The organism is Chengkuizengella sp. SCS-71B (genome assembly GCF_040100845.1).
Taxonomy (GTDB): domain Bacteria; phylum Bacillota; class Bacilli; order Paenibacillales; family KCTC-33759; genus Chengkuizengella.
In genome coordinates this window covers 1,297,711-1,314,385 of the sequence record NZ_JAZHSH010000001.1, presented here as the reverse complement: position 1 = coordinate 1,314,385, position 16,675 = coordinate 1,297,711, and the positions used below count along the sequence as shown (strand labels likewise).

The 16,675-nt window shown below is 35.6% G+C and carries 9 protein-coding genes and 3 pseudogenes; 4 read left to right on the top strand and 8 right to left on the bottom strand.

The features are described from left to right. Positions 1–58: 58 nt before the first annotated feature. Positions 59–3,238 carry a glycoside hydrolase family 9 protein gene (locus VQL36_RS06515; protein WP_349251138.1) on the bottom strand — a complete coding sequence of 1,060 codons (3,180 nt, stop codon included), beginning with the start codon at positions 3,236–3,238 and terminating at the stop codon, positions 59–61. 1,176 nt (positions 3,239–4,414) lie between these two features. On the opposite strand from VQL36_RS06515, the pseudogene VQL36_RS06510 reads away from it, so the two are divergent. From VQL36_RS06510 to VQL36_RS06495, 4 genes and pseudogenes are all read left to right on the top strand, one after another. Then, positions 4,415–4,840, top strand: a pseudogene (locus VQL36_RS06510) (carbohydrate-binding protein); the annotation flags it as partial. Between the two features lie 246 nt (positions 4,841–5,086). Beyond that, positions 5,087–6,082: pseudogene (locus VQL36_RS06505) on the top strand (pectate lyase family protein); the annotation flags it as partial. Beyond that, positions 6,077–7,105: pseudogene (locus VQL36_RS06500) on the top strand (RICIN domain-containing protein); the annotation flags it as partial. The pseudogenes VQL36_RS06505 and VQL36_RS06500, both read left to right, overlap by 6 nt. Beyond that, positions 7,085–8,071: a pectate lyase family protein gene (locus VQL36_RS06495; RefSeq protein ID WP_413789562.1), complete on the top strand. Its 987-nt coding sequence runs from the start codon at positions 7,085–7,087 to the stop codon at positions 8,069–8,071. The pseudogene VQL36_RS06500 and the gene VQL36_RS06495, both read left to right, overlap by 21 nt. Positions 8,072–8,193: 122 nt before the next feature. Here the strand turns inward: VQL36_RS06495 and uxaC are convergent, their stop codons facing one another. From uxaC to VQL36_RS06460, 7 genes are read right to left on the bottom strand one after another with little or no spacing between them, the layout of a single operon-like run. Then, positions 8,194–9,597, bottom strand: a complete 1,404-nt coding sequence (uxaC, locus tag VQL36_RS06490; protein WP_349248528.1) for a glucuronate isomerase — start codon at positions 9,595–9,597, stop codon at positions 8,194–8,196. Positions 9,598–9,653: 56 nt separating this feature from the next. After that, the gene (locus tag VQL36_RS06485) at positions 9,654–11,162 is read right to left on the bottom strand and encodes a tagaturonate reductase (RefSeq protein ID WP_349248527.1); all 1,509 of its coding nucleotides are present in this window, start codon (positions 11,160–11,162) and stop codon (positions 9,654–9,656) included. A 21-nt stretch (positions 11,163–11,183) separates the two neighbouring features. Then, positions 11,184–12,695, bottom strand: coding sequence for an altronate dehydratase family protein (locus tag VQL36_RS06480; protein WP_349248526.1), 1,512 nt, complete (start codon positions 12,693–12,695; stop codon positions 11,184–11,186). 58 nt (positions 12,696–12,753) lie between these two features. Further along, complete coding sequence (locus tag VQL36_RS06475; RefSeq protein ID WP_349248525.1) at positions 12,754–13,413, bottom strand: bifunctional 2-keto-4-hydroxyglutarate aldolase/2-keto-3-deoxy-6-phosphogluconate aldolase; 660 nt, start codon at positions 13,411–13,413, stop codon at positions 12,754–12,756. A 53-nt stretch (positions 13,414–13,466) separates the two neighbouring features. Next, positions 13,467–14,420, bottom strand: coding sequence for a sugar kinase (locus tag VQL36_RS06470; protein ID WP_349248524.1), 954 nt, complete (start codon positions 14,418–14,420; stop codon positions 13,467–13,469). A gap of 34 nt (positions 14,421–14,454) precedes the next feature. After that, positions 14,455–15,543: a Gfo/Idh/MocA family protein gene (locus VQL36_RS06465; RefSeq protein ID WP_349248523.1), complete on the bottom strand. Its 1,089-nt coding sequence runs from the start codon at positions 15,541–15,543 to the stop codon at positions 14,455–14,457. Further along, a complete protein-coding gene (locus tag VQL36_RS06460; RefSeq protein ID WP_349248522.1) occupies positions 15,527–16,672 on the bottom strand; it encodes a Gfo/Idh/MocA family oxidoreductase in 1,146 nt (381 codons plus the stop codon). Before VQL36_RS06460 ends, VQL36_RS06465 begins: the two co-directional genes overlap by 17 nt. Positions 16,673–16,675: the final 3 nt, after the last annotated feature.

The window sequence follows — 16,675 nt, the reverse complement described above, 5'->3', positions numbered from 1 at the left end:
ATATTTTTTCTCCTTTCATCTATCAAAAAATAGTAAAATAAAATATCACCATAATGGCTTATGGTTCAATACCCCACACTAATTGACCATTCTGATATAAAGTCACATGATCCCAATCGGTAAATTGAGGTTTGCTCGCATCAAAGGAGTAATCATTCGTTTCATCATAGTTACTCCAATCAATTTTATTATTACGTGTCTGTATCTCCCCACTTTGACCTCCAGCTGAAATACTGCCTGCACTTGGTGTGAAACTAACCTCCAAGTAATGATCCGCACCTGAGGATGGGCTCATCGTTACAAAGGTTCCATTTAAATTTGCACACCCTATAGTTGCATAATCACAATGGAATTGCTGTGATTGATTACTGTCTATCGTATAGTAATAACGTATCGTTAAATCATGGAGAGACACTGGACTATCCCCATTGTTTACAATATTAAAGTGAGGTTTGAAATGATTGTCATTAGCATTTGTATCCCCTGCTTTATACTGTAAAACTAAATCTCCCATTACCGGTGCGTTTGGAGTCACTTCTGTAGCATTAGATTCTACACTGCCTGCATTGTTTGATGCTACCACTTTGTAATAATAAGTTGTGCCATTTGTAACAGTTGTATCTGAAAAAGAAGTAGTTGAAAGTCCTGATTGTATGCTATTAAACGGTCCACTCATGGAAGTTGATCGTAACACTTCATAACTGTTTGCATAGGCAGAAGTAGTCCAGCTTAAATCCACCTTTCCATCATCTGCTGTTGCAGATAAAGTAAAACTACCTGGCTGCTGTAATTGTGGAGTAACTTGAGCCTCATTTGAGGTTGTTGTACCTGCTCCATTATTTGCAACTAATTGATAATAATAAGTCGTTCCATTCGAAACGGAAGTATCCGTGTAATCTCTTAACGTTATTCCATTTGCAATTGTTGTATAAGGTCCTCCGCTTGTTTGGGACCTTAACACATCATAATGGTCAGCATCACTAGACAAACTCCAACTGAGATCCACCTGTCCGTCACCTGCTGAAGCGGATAAAATAAACGATCCAGGCTGTGGTAAAAATGGTGTGCCGCTTACTTCAGATGAATCTGAACTTTCCCCAGTACTATTTGAAGCAGTGATCACATAAAAATACGTCTCCCCATTAGTTAAACCCAGATCTGTGAAAATGTTATTTGAAGTTGATTCAACATAAGAATAAGGTCCTCCACTAGTTCCAGATCTTTTGATGTTATAGCTATTTGCTCCAGTTGCATGATTCCAGCTTAAAGTAACTTGCCCATTCCCTTCTGTTGCAATTAAATTTGTCGGTATACTAGGAGGTACAGCGGGACCAGGTTCATCACCAAACACCTTCATTCCATCATCAAACACTGGAATATATGTCGTTTTAATTACTGATGAACCAGAAGCTAATCCTTGATATGAGTAATCATTACTTGGATCCCAGAATGTTGTTCCTGATGGTGCTGCCATTCTAAATTGCACTTCTTTTTTATAAGCTGATTGGCCTCCTGGGTATATTTCAACACCGGTAAAATCCACAAGAACATAATATAAATTGTTATCGATATCAAAAGGGATAAAACCTGATACTGTTGCGCCCTGATTGTAAGCAGTTGAAGTAGTTAGGTCATTAACTGAATAACCTGCATCGTACACTTCAGACAGATCCATAAAATATTTGAAGGATAATTTATCTCCCATTCTTGCTGGCCATCCCGAACGATTGTTTAACAAAGCCTTAATTTCAGTATAAGTTGCTCCTGAACTATTTATTGATGCCTCTACAAACATTTCATCTTCTCGTACTTCTGGTTGTGGGAAGTTTGGTAGTGGTTGCTGTCCGGCACCATACATTAAATTCATCTTTGCTAAGGCACCTGTAAAACCAGCATTATAATCTGTGGCAACCTCATTACTAACGTAATCGCCGATATCATCTGTATAATTATCATTTTGGTCTGGTCCACCAACTAAAGCACCATATAACACATGTCGATGATTTTGTGGAACAGATTGACTATCTGCCCAAGATCCATGAGAAGTACGGTGATGAGGATGCTCTGGTGGATTATTGCTGTAACCGATTACATAACTGCGATTATCAGGGTTATCACCAAGCATATATAAAATCTGGCTTTCTGCAAAATCACGGTATTTTTGTGCTTTTACTGGATTACTCGCTTCTAACCAGTCTGAATATACAAACGCTAAAAAAGAAGCGTTTGCAGCATATCTTAAAACACCCCACGTATCTAACCAAGCTAAACCGCCAGGTGTGTAAGTAATCCTTTGCCCTGTATCCTCAGTCCCAGTTGTCCAATAGTCTAAATTTCGTTCTGTTGAGGTTATAAACTGACTATCTCCAGTAATTCTAGACAGTAAAATTTGAGCTCCATAATGTTTATCATCCCAAGCCTGTGTCCATAAATAACCCCAATAAGGCGTTTGACCTTCTGTACCCCAATCTGCTGTAGAAGAGATGGCTTTATTTAAATAGGTTTCATCATCCGTTGCTAAATACAGCCAAACCGCTCCCCATGTAATTTCATCTTCATATCCACTCCAAGAGTTATAGAATGAAGCAGCATCTGTAATGCAATCCGAATATTTTCCTCGATATTGATCTGCAAAATCATATAACTCGATTGCATGTTGTAATAAAGTGGACGCATAAGATGGATCTGTTTCTTTAAAAATAATCGATGAAGCTGCTAAAGCAGCAGCAGTTTCACCTGCTAAATCAGAACCAGGACAGCTTGCATCAATTTTGTAGGATGGACGAGCCATTTGCATAACTTCAGCAGGTCCCCACCACGCGTGATCCACTCCACCAGTCCCTATTTGACCATACAATTCATTGGGTGCTGTGTGAGCTTTAATAAAGTAATCTGTAGCCCATTTAATGTTGTCTAATATTTCTTCATATTGACCTGCCTGTATGTAACCATCCTTATATTCGTAAACTGACCAAGCCAACATTGTTGTAGATGCTGCCATTGGAAACCCAAACTTCACATGATCTCCAGCATCATACCAACCACCCGTTAAATCCAAACCTACATCTGCACCATCATTTAATCCTGAATCACCACGCCATTCTACCCTGTTATCTTCAGGTAATTCACCAGAACGCTGTGCTTCGTAAAAATAAATTGACTTTTGAAGTGCTTCTGCATAATTATACAAATTTGGTGCAGCGTCTACTACATTTCCTTTTTGAAAATTTCCAAACATACCAGAAAACAATACCAGTAGTGACAGAAAACAAACCGTCATACTTCGAAAAATTTTCAATGTACTTTCCTCCTGATCATTAAATTTTTCTAAACTGTCATGAAATCAATACTAAATTCACCCCCTTTAATAAAATAAATAAAATTTCAATCTTATGACTGAAATTTCTCTGGAAAAGACACAATACAATCTATATTCATCCACAAAAGCACTTATTCGCTTAGCTCCTGTTAAGAGGATATAAATCCATATTTTTTAAAATAAAAACCTAAAATAATGAAAGTTGTTAGTGAAGTGATTTTTTTTAATAGAGGATTAAAATATAAATCTATCTTGTAGGAATTTACTGTGAGATTATAAATTTGGACTTTATGTTTTAACATAATCTTTAATGTGTGTAGTGTAACTAGAAAGAGTAAAATAGTGGTAATAAGAAAAACGAAGACATTAATATAGAATATAAATTTTATTTAACTAAACAATAATAAATTGCACCTTTTCTGTCACTAAAATAATTTAATATTTTACTTTAAATTATTAAGAAAAATATTTTTATGTAACCAAACAATTTAATTAATAATAACCGCGATGATACCAATTTAAATTATAAATAATAACCTTTTCTAATGTTAATTTGTTGCAATTAACTACTAAAAATTTACATCATCATATTTATTACCTTGATTGAAGTTGCTAAAACTAGTAGAAAGAGAGATTAGTATAAGAAATAAATAATAGAATTAAATTGACCACAACGTCTAATTATACTATTTATTTTATAATTATACACTTTTATCCTGTCGTTGTTAATTATTGTTTTTTATTTGTATAATTTTCCTACACTTTTTATTAATATAACTTAGAAGAATATATCATTCAACCATTATTCCTGTATAAATCAGATAATTTCATGTTACATTTCAGTATTTTTTTAAAATACCATATCTCATTATAGAAAATGTGATATATAATAGCTTTTAAGAGAGGAGGATTATTTATAAAAAAATGTAAACGCTTTAATTATGGAAATAACAACGTTATTATTTCTTGTCATATTTTCATATCTTAAAATAACAACGTTTTCATTATTGATTGAATTACGATATTGCACATTTGATATTTAATACTCTTTAAGAAAGTAGGGAGATTATCTTGAAAAAAAAATTAAGCATTCTCATGGTATTCTGTTTATTAACCTCATTATTATTATCTACTCCTTTACAGGCTAATTCAGTGGAAGAAATCTATCAAGCTGAAGACGCTTCTATTAAGTCTGATGCTATAATTGAAACAGAACATAGCGGATACGAAGGTACAGGATATGTAAATTTTGACCCAAATCAAGCTGGGGGATATATAGAGTGGAATGTACATGTTAGCACCCCTGGAATGTATACTTTAAATTTTCGATATGCAAATGCCTCTACTGATCGACCAGCAGAAATTAAGGTGAATAACTCCGTTGCTAATGCTAGTTTATCCTTCCCTGGAACAGGAAGTTGGACATCTTGGCAAATCGTTTCAGAAAGTGTATCTCTTAATGAAGGAATAAATACAATTAGATTAACAGGTATTTCATCAGAAGGAGGTGCGAACATTGACTTATTAAAATTTGTTGATGATGGGATTACCGATGGAGAGGTTAGTCCTGACACACCTTCGAATGTGAGTGCACTAGCTAATAATGGTTCGGTAAGTTTATCTTGGAGTGAAGTCAGTAACGCAGTCAGTTATAATGTAAAACGTTCAACTACTTCTAGTGGTTCTTTCTCTACAATTGCAAGCAATGTGACGAGCTCTAATTACACTGATTCGAATGTAACAAATGGCACTACCTACTACTATGTAATCTCAGCAGTAAATGGAGTAGGAGAAAGTAATAACTCTACTGAAGTCAGTGCTACTCCTCAGGGATCAGGTAATTCAATACCTTCAGATTTAGATAATCTTGTAGGTTTCGCAGCCATGAATGGTGGTACTACGGGTGGTGACGGTGATAATAATGTTGTCATTACAGTCAGCACAGGTACTGAGCTACAAAATGCAATAAGTAACAAGGATCCAAATAGACCTTTAAAAATATACGTGAATGGAACAATTACACCAGCAAATTCATCCAATAGTAAAATTGATGTAAAAGACGTTTCAGACATCTCTATTCTTGGTGTAGATACCTATGGTGAGCTAAATGGAATAGGTATAAAAATCACAAGGGCAAGTAACATTATTATTCGAAACTTAACTATTCACCACGTTAATACTGGGGATAAAGACGCAATTAGCATTGAGGGACCTGCAAATAATATTTGGGTCGATCATAATGAATTATATAATAGCCTTGATGTAGATAAGGATTATTATGATGGATTATTTGATGTAAAACGTGATTCTGAATATATTACTTTCTCATATAATTATGTTCATGATAGTTGGAAAACCGCACTTGTAGGGTCATCTGACAGTGATAACTATGATCGTAAAATTACGTATCATCATAATCGTTGGGAAAACATTTTTTCTCGAGGTCCACTATTCAGATTTGGTCAAGGACATCTTTATAACAACTACTACAATAATATCATTGATACAGGAATAAATTCTCGAATGGGAGCTACTCTGCGAATTGAAAATAACCATTTCGAAAACTCAAAAGATCCAATCGTATCTCTTTATAGTAGCGAAATTGGATTTTGGGATGTTTCAAATAATTTATTCCAAAACACTACTGGAAATCAACCAACAACTTCTACTGTAAGTTATTCTCCACCATATAATTACACGTTAGATCCAGTACAAGATGTAAAATCTTTTATTATTCAATATGCTGGTGTTGGAGTCATAGATACAGGTGGTGACGGAGGTTCCGGTGGAGGTTCCGGCGGTGGCAGTGAGGAGATTCCTAACCCCCCTTCTAATTTAAGTGCAAGTGCCGGTGATAACTCAGTGTTGCTGTCATGGAATACTATCAGTAATGCCGACAGCTATAATATCAAACGTTCAACTACTTCTGGTAGTTCATTCGTAACTGTCGCTAGTGGAATAACTGGTACTAGCTACAATGAATCCAATGTAACAAATGGGACTACCTACTACTATGTAATCACTGCTGTAAATGGAGTTGGCGAAAGTGTTAACTCTGCTGAAGTCAGCGCCACACCTGAATCTACAATTATAGATCCAAATAAAAATTACATTCTCATCAACAAAAATAGTGGAAAAGCTATAGAAGTCCTTAATGCAGGTATACAAGACGATGATACTTTAATTCAGATGACACGCAGTGATTTGCCTGAACAACAATGGCAAATTCAGAGTATTGGAGAAGGATATTACCATATTGTTAATGTAAACAGTGGAAAACTGATTTATATTTTAAACAAATCTAAAGATGATGGCGCTGATGTTGTACAAATGAGAGAAAGAAGCAGTCAGGCACATGCTTGGACAATCGAAGACGTTGGTAACGGTTACTTTAAACTCATTAACAAAAATAGTAATAAAGCCTTAGAAGTGCAAAATGCTTCTCTAGCAAATGGCGGTAATGTTGGCCAATGGACCTACCAGGGTGGAGACCATCAGCAATGGCAAATCGTTGAAGCTAATAGTTCAGGTGGTGGCGATGTTATTCCTAGTGCCCCATCTAATGTTAATGCAAATGCTTCAGATGCTTCCGTTTCTTTATCTTGGAATACTGTATCAATTGCAAACAGCTATAATGTTAAACGTTCAACAAGCACAGGAGGACCTTATACAACGATTGCTACAGGATTGACATCCACAGCTTACACAGATACAGGACTTACAAATGGTACAACCTATTATTATGTGATCAGTGCGGTAAATAACATTGGTGAAAGTAATAATTCTATAGAAGTAAACGCCACACCTCAAAGTGCTGGAGGAGGAACTCCCCCTGGCAATATAAATGATCTGGTTGGATTTGCAGCACTGAATGGAGGCACTACTGGTGGTGAAGGAGCCAATGCAGTTGTAGTTACTGTTAGTACAGGTACAGACTTACAGAATGCAATCAATAATAAAGATCCAAATTTACCATTAAAGATTTATATAAATGGAACCATTACACCAGCAAATTCGTCTAACAACAAAATTGACGTTAAAGATGTTTCAGACATATCCATACTTGGCGTTGGTACAAGCGGAGAATTAAACGGGATCGGCATCAAAGTTTGGAGAGCAAGTAATATTATTATACGAAACTTAACTATTCATCACGTTGATATTGGAGATAAAGATGCCATCAGCATAGTAGGGCCTTCCAACAACGTTTGGGTGGATCACAATGAATTGTATAACAGTTTAGATGTGGACAAAGATTATTATGACGGTTTGTTTGATGTGAAGAATAATGCTGAATATATCACCTTCTCCTATAACTACGTACACGATAGCTGGAAAACAGCGCTAGTTGGATCTTCTGACAGTGATAATTATGACCGTAAAATAACATATCATCATAACCGTTGGGAAAACGTGTTCTCGCGGGGACCTCTTTTTAGATTTGGTCAAGGGCATCTTTATAATAATTACTACAACAACATCATCGATACAGGAATTAATTCTAGAATGGGAGCAACACTTAAAATAGAAAATAACCATTTTGAAAACTCTAAAGATCCAATTGTCTCTTTATACAGCAGTGAAATCGGATACTGGGACGTGTCAAATAATATATTCCAAAACAATACTGGAAATCAACCAACAACTTCTACAGTTAGTTACACACCACCGTATACTTATTCGTTAGATCCAGTTGAAAATGTAAAATCAATTGTAATCTCTAATGCTGGTGTAGGGAAAATAGACCCTTAAAAAACCATCAAGTTAATAGCTATTGACCAAAAGAACCTCCAAAACCACTTTAGTAGTGTTTATGGAGGTTCTTCAACTTTTGAAAATTATCTTATTTTAAGAAGGTTTCTATTAATCTTCTATTAAATATTATTTGAAAAATAGTTCAAAGCGTTTTTATAACTTATGTCTTGAATGATATTGCCAATAAATTCATAATCTGCTGGCAATTCTCCATTTTCTATCCAACTTCCGAATAAATCACATAAAACTCTGCGGAAGTACTCATGCCTTGGGAAGGAAAGAAAACTCCTAGAGTCGGTTAACATCCCTACAAAAGTACTTAATACACCAATATTCGCTAATGTTTTCATTTGATTCAGCATTCCATCTTTCGTATCATTAAACCACCACCCTGAACCAAATTGCAATTTCCCTCTAGCTCCTGATGATTGAAAATTACCAATTGCAGATGCAATCACATCGTTTTGAGCTGCATTTAAAGTATAAACAATCGTTTTTGGCAGCGTATTTTCTTTGTCTAACTCATTTAAAAATCCATTTAAATTTTCCGCAAGTTTATAGTCTAAAATGGAATCATACCCAGTATCTTTGCCTAAGATTGAAAACATACGTGAATTATTATTTCTTATTGCTCCAATATGTAATTGCATTGTCCAATTAAGTGATTCATACATTTGTCCTAAATGGACCATCGTTTTTGTTTGATATTTATGAATTTCATCTAGTGTTAGCCCCTGTCCTTCTAAACCCTTTTTAAAAATAGAAGCTGCTTCCTCATCCGAGACTGGATGAAATGGCAATTCCGTAAAAGCATGATCAGAAATACGACATCCATTTTCATGGAAATAATGAATTCTACTCTCAACAGCTGAAATTAAATCGCTATAATTTGAGATCGATTGCTCTGTCACTTGTTCTAATTTATTAATATATTCTTTAAAGTTTGGTTGCTCAATATTCAATACCTGATCAGGTCTAAAAGTTGGTAGAACTTCAGTAGTTACATTGTTCTGCTGTTTGATTTGCTTGTGATAGTTTAATGAATCGATCGGATCATCCGTTGTATTTATAACTCTTACATTAAATTGTTGCAATATGTTCTGTGTACTAAAAGAACTATCCTGCAGCTTCTCATTACAAATCTCCCAAATGTGTTCAGCATTTTCTGGAGTCAATAATTCATTAATTTGAAAATATCGGCTTAACTCCATGTGTGACCAAACATAGATCGGATTCCCCATTGTATAAGGTAATGTATTAGCCCATGTCATAAATTTATCTTTATCAGAAGCTTCACCTGTAATGAACTTCTCATCAAATCCAAGCCAGCGCATAGCTCTCCATTTATAATGGTCTCCCGAAAGCCATAATTCAGTAATATTATTGTAAGTTTTATTTTCAGCAATTTCTTGTGGACTAAGATGGGTATGGAAATCAATGATCGGCATTTGTTTTGCATAATTATGAAATAATATCTGAGCACTTTCACTCTTTAACATCATATTTTCACTTAAAAAAGTCATCAAATCACCTCATTTATATTTTTTATGGCATTTTCACCAATACACCAAAATCTTTATTATATCTTTTTCAAACTGTCCCTCATTCCGAACTCTAAAATATCATTGATATAAGTTGCGATCATATGATTCAAATCTATAATCTCATTTAAATCCTCATCCCAAATGGATTTATCGCTCAACACTTTCGCAGTTAGTTTTTGTATGCTTTGATTACTACCATCATAATGTGACCAAACTTCAGAGAATAGCTGCAAAATTTCTACTTTATCTTTTATTACATAATCTTCTGAAAAACGAGAACCTATAAATTCATTCTTTTCTTGTTTTGATGGCTTACAGTAAACAAATATAGCTGCAAATGAAAAACAAATATGTTTAGGGAGATACTGAAATTTTTCTTGGTAAAGTTTAAGAGTTGGCAATAATCTAGTTTTAAATTTATATACTGTATTTAAAGCAATATCTTTTAACATATGTTTATTGAAAGGATTAATAAATCGTTCTATTACACTATTTGCATAATCTTTTGCCTTTTTTTCATCATCAAATGTTGGTATGATCTCTTCATTAATACTTTTTTGAATGAAGGGACCAACTAGCTCATCCTCCATCGCTTCCTTTACAGTTTCAATGCCACATAAAAATCCAACAGCGGCCATTAAAGTATGAGGGCCATTTAACAACTTTACTTTTAAATCTCGATACGGTTTTATCTCATCCCAATGTACATTTAATCCAACTTCATGAAATGGCAGTAACTCTTTCACGTCCTTATGAGAATCAATCACAAAAAGGTGATAAGGTTCTCCTGTTGTTAACAAAATATCTTCATATCCTAGTTTTTCATTATATTCCTCTATCTGATCTCTAGGATATCCTGTTACAATTCGATCAACCAGCGTGTTGCAAAATACATTTTCAGTTTGAATCCATTGAATAAAATGATCTGGAAGATTCCAGTTTTCAGCCGTTTTAATCACAAGCTTTTTTAACAGCAAACCATTTGCATCTACTAATTCACAAGGAATAATAATCCATCCTGAATTTGGTGCTTCTCCGAGTTTCTTAAACCGATGATATAAAAGTGCTGTTAATTTCCCAGGGAAAGAATCAGGTGATTGAGAAGGGTCATAAGTTTCACTTTTATAAGATAGTCCTGCTTCAGTTGTATTTGAAAATACAAATTGTATGTTAGGAGATTCCGCGACCTTTAAAACCTCCTCCCATTGCACATAAGGATTAATTCCACGATTGATAGAATCTACGATTTCAATATTTTCTACCTTTTTTCCTTGATCAATGCCTCTTAATACTGTTGTATACAATCCATCTTGCTGATTTAGTTTTGGCACTACCTTGCCGTGTTTGGTCGGTTGAACAGCTACAACCTTCCCTTGAAACTTCCCCTCTTGGTTTAATTTAAAAATCATCCAATCAATAAATCCACGTAAAAAATTACCTTCTCCAATTTGTAAAACCTTCTCTTCCATATGAACAGATGTTGTTATGTTGTACATCATCTGATGTTCTGATATCCATTCACGGTTAAGCTGATCGATTTTCATAATTTCCTCCTATCCATGTTTCTACATCGTTACACCATCTTTAAATATGGCAATTTCCTTAAATCCATATAATTCATTGTTCGCAGTTAGCTTCCCAGATGCTACATCTAAAACATACTCAAATAATTCTTCACTTAATTCATTCATATCTTTATTTTTTAAAAGCTGTCCAGCATCAAAATCAATCCAGTTCTTCTTTTTTTCATATAAATCTGTATTAGTAGATATCTTAACGGTAGGAACTGGACCACCAAAAGGAGTTCCTCTTCCCGTTGTAAATAATACGATGTGAGCACCTGAGGCAGCTAATGCGGTTACAGATACGAGATCATTTCCTGGACCTTGTAAAAGGTTTAATCCCATCTCATCCACTCTTTCGCCATACTGAACAACATCGTTAACTATCGCAAAACCACCCTTCTGAATACAGCCAAGTGATTTTTCTTCAAGCGTTGTAATTCCCCCTTTTTTGTTGCCAGGTGAAGGATTTTCATAAACAACTTGATCATGTCGAATAAAATAACGCTTAAAGTCATTCACAAGCTCTACAATTTTAGAAAATATCTCTGCATTTTTTGCTCGATTCATAAGGATTGTTTCAGCTCCAAACATTTCAGGCACTTCTGTTAATACAGCTGTCCCGCCTCTTGATATAAGGTGGTCGGCAAATCTACCAACCAACGGATTCGCAGTAATCCCTGAAAAACCATCAGAACCTCCACACTTCAAACCAATTTTCAACTTTGAAACTGGTATATCCTCTCTTTTAAATTTTTTAGCATATTCAACCACTTCTTCTATTAAATTGAGCCCTGTTTCCATCTCATCTGACACAGCTTGAACCTCTAAAAACTTAACTCTACGATTATCATAATCACCTAAAACTTTTTTAAATAACTCTATATAATTATTCTCACAGCCTAAACCTAAAACTAAAACACCGGCTGCATTCGGATGATGGACTAAGTTGCTTAATAGCTTTTGTGTATAAGTTAAATCGTCACCAAGCTGTGAACAGCCAAAAGGATGTGGAAAATGATACACACCATCGATAGATTCATCCTGAAATTGTTGATTGGCCATCTTGGCTAATAGTTCTGCTGTTTTGTTGATACACCCTACCGTATTTATAATCCAGACTTCATTTCTAATCCCTACGTCTCCATTATCTCTTACATAACCTTTAAACGTTTGGTCAAAGGAATAAACTTGTTTGGCTGGACTTTGTTCTACTTTTTCATATTCATAATCTAGTTCACCTTGTAGGTTCGTTTTCATATTATGGCTATGAATCCAGCTTCCTGTAACGATGTTTCCAGTAGAATGTCCAATTGGATAGCCATATTTAATAATATCTTCACCCTTGGGAACATCCTTGATTGCAATCTTGTGTCCATATGGAATCATCTCGTTTATTATAATTTCTTTACCACCTAGAAAAATACGCTCCCCCTCTTCAAAATCTTTCAGTGCGATAGCTACTGAATCACTTTCATGAATGATAACAACGTTGTTATTTTTTTCATCTAACATTCCTTCACCTCTTTTTTATACCATAATTTATAAATCTCTAAATATATACAAGGTTTTATTATTGGTCCTTGGCCCGATAATAAGCCTCCATGTAAGCTTCTGCTTTTTGAGTTACAATGGATATATCTCCTGTCTTCTCTGCTTCTTTGGTTAAATCTGATCCAATGCCTACTGCAAATGCACCCGCCTGAATCCATTCGTGTAAGTTATTTATATTTACGCCACCTGTAGGCATAATATTCAACTGTGGAAGAGGTCCTTTAAATGCTGAGATCGTAGAAGGACTATATATATTTCCTGGGAATAGCTTTACAATGTCTGCACCTGCTTCAATTGCAGTCAGTGCTTCTCTAACTGTCATGACTCCAGGAAGATAAGGTATGCGATATCGATTACACATTGTGGCTGTCTCAAGCTGGAACGCTGGGGAAACTACATATGATGCTCCTTTTAAAATGGCTAATCGAGCAGTTACATCATCTAAAACTGTTCCAGCACCGATGACGGGGGACTCTGGATGCGTGTCCTGACCATATTTATTTGATAACTCTTCAATGATATCTAACGCACCTGGTGCCGTCATTGTTACTTCAATGCTTTTAATCCCACCTGCAATTGCCGCTTCAGACATTTTCAATACTTCCTCTGCTGACCTCCCTCTTAAAACAGCAACTACACCATATTGATTTATTTTTTTTAAAGTTTCATACTTTTTCATCTATAACCTCTCCACTTCATTTCTTTATGAATTTGGTTCACTTTTTGGGATATCTATCTCTCTACAAATTGTTGTTTTGATATCAACTGATCTATTGTTTTAGCTTCAGGTAATGGCTCCCAGTCACCATGATCTTGAATGACAACAGATGCATTTAAATGAGCTCTTTCCACCGCTTTGCATGGAGATAATCCATTTAATACACCTGATAAAAAACCAGCACAAAATGCATCTCCAGCACCAATGGCATCAACTACATTATCGGCTAATTCATACAATACTTCGCTTGTTCCATCCTTAGAAACAACATAATTAATTCCTTTGCCCCCTTTTACAATCGATGTAGCTTTTAAATGCTTTAACTTATCTTGAATAACATCCCAATCCTTAGTCTCAAATAATAGCTCTAGCTCTTCTAATCCTGGCAGGAAATAATCTGCTTTTTCTATAAGCGGCATCAATGTTGAGCGAGCCTCTTCTATGCTCCATAGCTTTAATCTTAAATTAGGATCAAAACAAATCTTTATCCCGTTCTGCTTTGCAATATTGACAGCATAATAAACCGTTTCACGACATGATGAACTAAGAGAAGGTGTAATCCCAGTAATGTGTAATATTTGAGCCTGTTTTATATATTGCTCATCCACATCTTCTGGTTTCATCATACTTGCTGCTGATGATTTTCGATTATAAAACACTTCTACTCTTCCTGTTTTAATGTGCCGCATCATAAAACCTGTCGAAACGCCTTCACTTAACTGAACTCTAGTTACATCTACATTTTCACCTCTTAAGGTTTTCAAAATAGATACACCTATTGGATCTTGGCCTAACCGTGAAAACCATCCAACAGAATGCCCTAGTCTAGCTAACCCGATAGCAACGTTACTTTCCGCTCCACCAAATGAACGAAAATACTGTTTTGCTGATTCTAAAGTTTTGTCCATTGGAGGGGTAAACAACCCCATGCTCTCGCCAAAGGTGACTACCTCTAACTGCTTATTCATCATTTACCTCCTCTACATAAAGTTCTACATATTTTTATTTATTCATAAACTCATGCCAAGGTTGATTCTCTGAAGTTACAATACTTTCAGTCTCAATCGCTTTCTCAACTAACAGCCCTAAATAATGATCCTGAGCTGCTTCAGATAAGCTGTAGAAGCTAGGTCCTCCTGAGATATAGTCAGCCATTTTTATTAAACAATCAGCAATCGCAATCTCGTCATCAAATAATCGGGCTGGAGCAAATGGATTTTTATATACCCATCTTTCCCCAGCCAAAATTCCCTCTAGAAAATATCCTTCTAAATTTCCTTCTTCACCTTTGTTTATTCTTTTAAAATCCAAATAAAGCGGTGTTTTATAATCTTCAAGTACATTTAATCGTTGATCAAATATCTCCCCACGCACCCCGCGCAAAGAAATAGAATTAGAGCGAATCCAAGATCTATGTTGATCTTTTGTGAAATCATAAATTCCTAATTTATCGCCAAATCTGATCCATGCGATATCTCTTCTAGACATCACAATTTTTTCTGCTTCAGGAATACCCTTTCGATTGGGGCCAGATACCCAAGGAGATTGAAAACGCATCGCTTGAATTTGCGCCTCCTCACAACCAATTCCTAACATTTTACGAATCAAGCTCATTCCATGATAAGCATGAGAAACAGAAACAGTCGCTTCGTTTACATCCCCTAGCCTTCTGGACTCTACAACTTTTAAATAAGCAGCATGCATCGGTTGAAAAACATATTGTTCTGCGACCTGAATCTTTGCTCCACGCTCCATTAGATCTGTCAATGCTAATAAACCATCGAAATCAGGTGCAGGAGGTGTTTCCGCAAGTACAGGAATTTCTCGATTCGCTAAATCAAATAGATAGCTTGGACTAGCCATTCTACTCACACACAACACTGCAAAATCTGGGTTTTCATTTTGAAGCAATTCATCAATTGATCGATAAGTAACTACGTTCCACTGAACCTCCAATTGCCTTCCTTTTATCTCATCTCTAACAACCATTCCCGATACAATAAACTGATCTGGCAAGGCCTGAGCTATTCTTAAGTAAAATTGTGCACGAAACCCCCCGCCAATTAAGCTAAACTTAATGCGTTTTGCCATGACGATCACTCCTGTCAGAGCTTTGAATTTTTTGTATTAAATACTCATAAAATAAATCCTCATCCATAGGAAGTTCAACCCAATTATCAGTCCAGGTGGATAATAACATGGCATTGGCCAATGTCAAACCCTTCATTCCTTCTTCCCCTGGGGACAGTAAAGGGGTTCCATTTCTTATCGTATCTATCCAATCTAGAATCACTTCTAAATGACCATCCTTGATTTCACCTTGAGTTGGAACCTCACATTCCCAGCACTCTGGTTTTTTAAACCCTCCATCTTTATAACGTTCATTAAATTCATGGATAGGTTCTCGCAGACGCCAGAAGGATAGTTTATTGTCTTCAATCACAATTTTTCCGAGTGTACCGGAAAGCTCATAACGATTTGTCCCTGGAGCTTCACCAGTGCTAGTAATAAAAACGCCTGTAGCTCCATTTTCATATTCGACATAGACTGTGACATCATCTTCAACTTCAATATTGTGATATTTACCAAAATGACAAAATGCACGTATCCTTTTAGGCATCATCCCCGTTGTCCATTGCCATAAATCAAGCTGATGAGGACTCTGATTCATAAGTACACCGCCACCATCAGTAGCCCAACTTGCTCTCCAAGAGACAGCATCATAATAACTTTGTGTTCGATACCAATTTGTAACTATCCAATTCGTTCGATAGATTTCTCCAAGTTCTCCCGACTCAATTAGATCCCTTAATTTTATATATAGAGGATTCGTGCGTTGATTGTACATAATACTAAAAACTTTTCCCGAATTTGCAGCTGCTTCATTCATCTCTCTTACTTGCTTCGTATAGACACCAGCAGGTTTTTCGATTAACACATGGTATCCAGCATGGAAGGCTTGTATAGCCGCAGCAGGATGATGATAATGAGGAGTAGCAATGATAAGAGCATCTACATTTCCACTAGTAATCAAGTCATCTAAATTGCTGTAAATATCCACTTTATTTGTAAATGTTTCTTTTACCCAATCCATTCGCTCCTTACGAGAAGTTACTACTGCAGATAAAATAGCGCCCTCAACTTTACCTTCCTTAAAATACTTAGCATAACGAATACCCATCAATCCTAAACCTATGATGCCTACACGAACCAATCGCATAGA

What these genes read in the sequence shown, in the direction of transcription:
- VQL36_RS06460 (WP_349248522.1), bottom strand. Translation starts at nt 16,672, where the DNA reads ATGCGATTGGTTCGTGTAGGCATCATAGGTTTAGGATTGATGGGTATT.
- uxaC (WP_349248528.1), bottom strand. Translation starts at nt 9,597, where the DNA reads ATGACTTTTTTAAGTGAAAATATGATGTTAAAGAGTGAAAGTGCTCAG.
- VQL36_RS06470 (WP_349248524.1), bottom strand. Translation starts at nt 14,420, where the DNA reads ATGAATAAGCAGTTAGAGGTAGTCACCTTTGGCGAGAGCATGGGGTTG.
- VQL36_RS06515 (WP_349251138.1), bottom strand. Translation starts at nt 3,238, where the DNA reads ATGTTTGGAAATTTTCAAAAAGGAAATGTAGTAGACGCTGCACCAAAT.
- VQL36_RS06475 (WP_349248525.1), bottom strand. Translation starts at nt 13,413, where the DNA reads ATGAAAAAGTATGAAACTTTAAAAAAAATAAATCAATATGGTGTAGTT.
- VQL36_RS06485 (WP_349248527.1), bottom strand. Translation starts at nt 11,162, where the DNA reads ATGAAAATCGATCAGCTTAACCGTGAATGGATATCAGAACATCAGATG.
- VQL36_RS06465 (WP_349248523.1), bottom strand. Translation starts at nt 15,543, where the DNA reads ATGGCAAAACGCATTAAGTTTAGCTTAATTGGCGGGGGGTTTCGTGCA.
- VQL36_RS06480 (WP_349248526.1), bottom strand. Translation starts at nt 12,695, where the DNA reads ATGTTAGATGAAAAAAATAACAACGTTGTTATCATTCATGAAAGTGAT.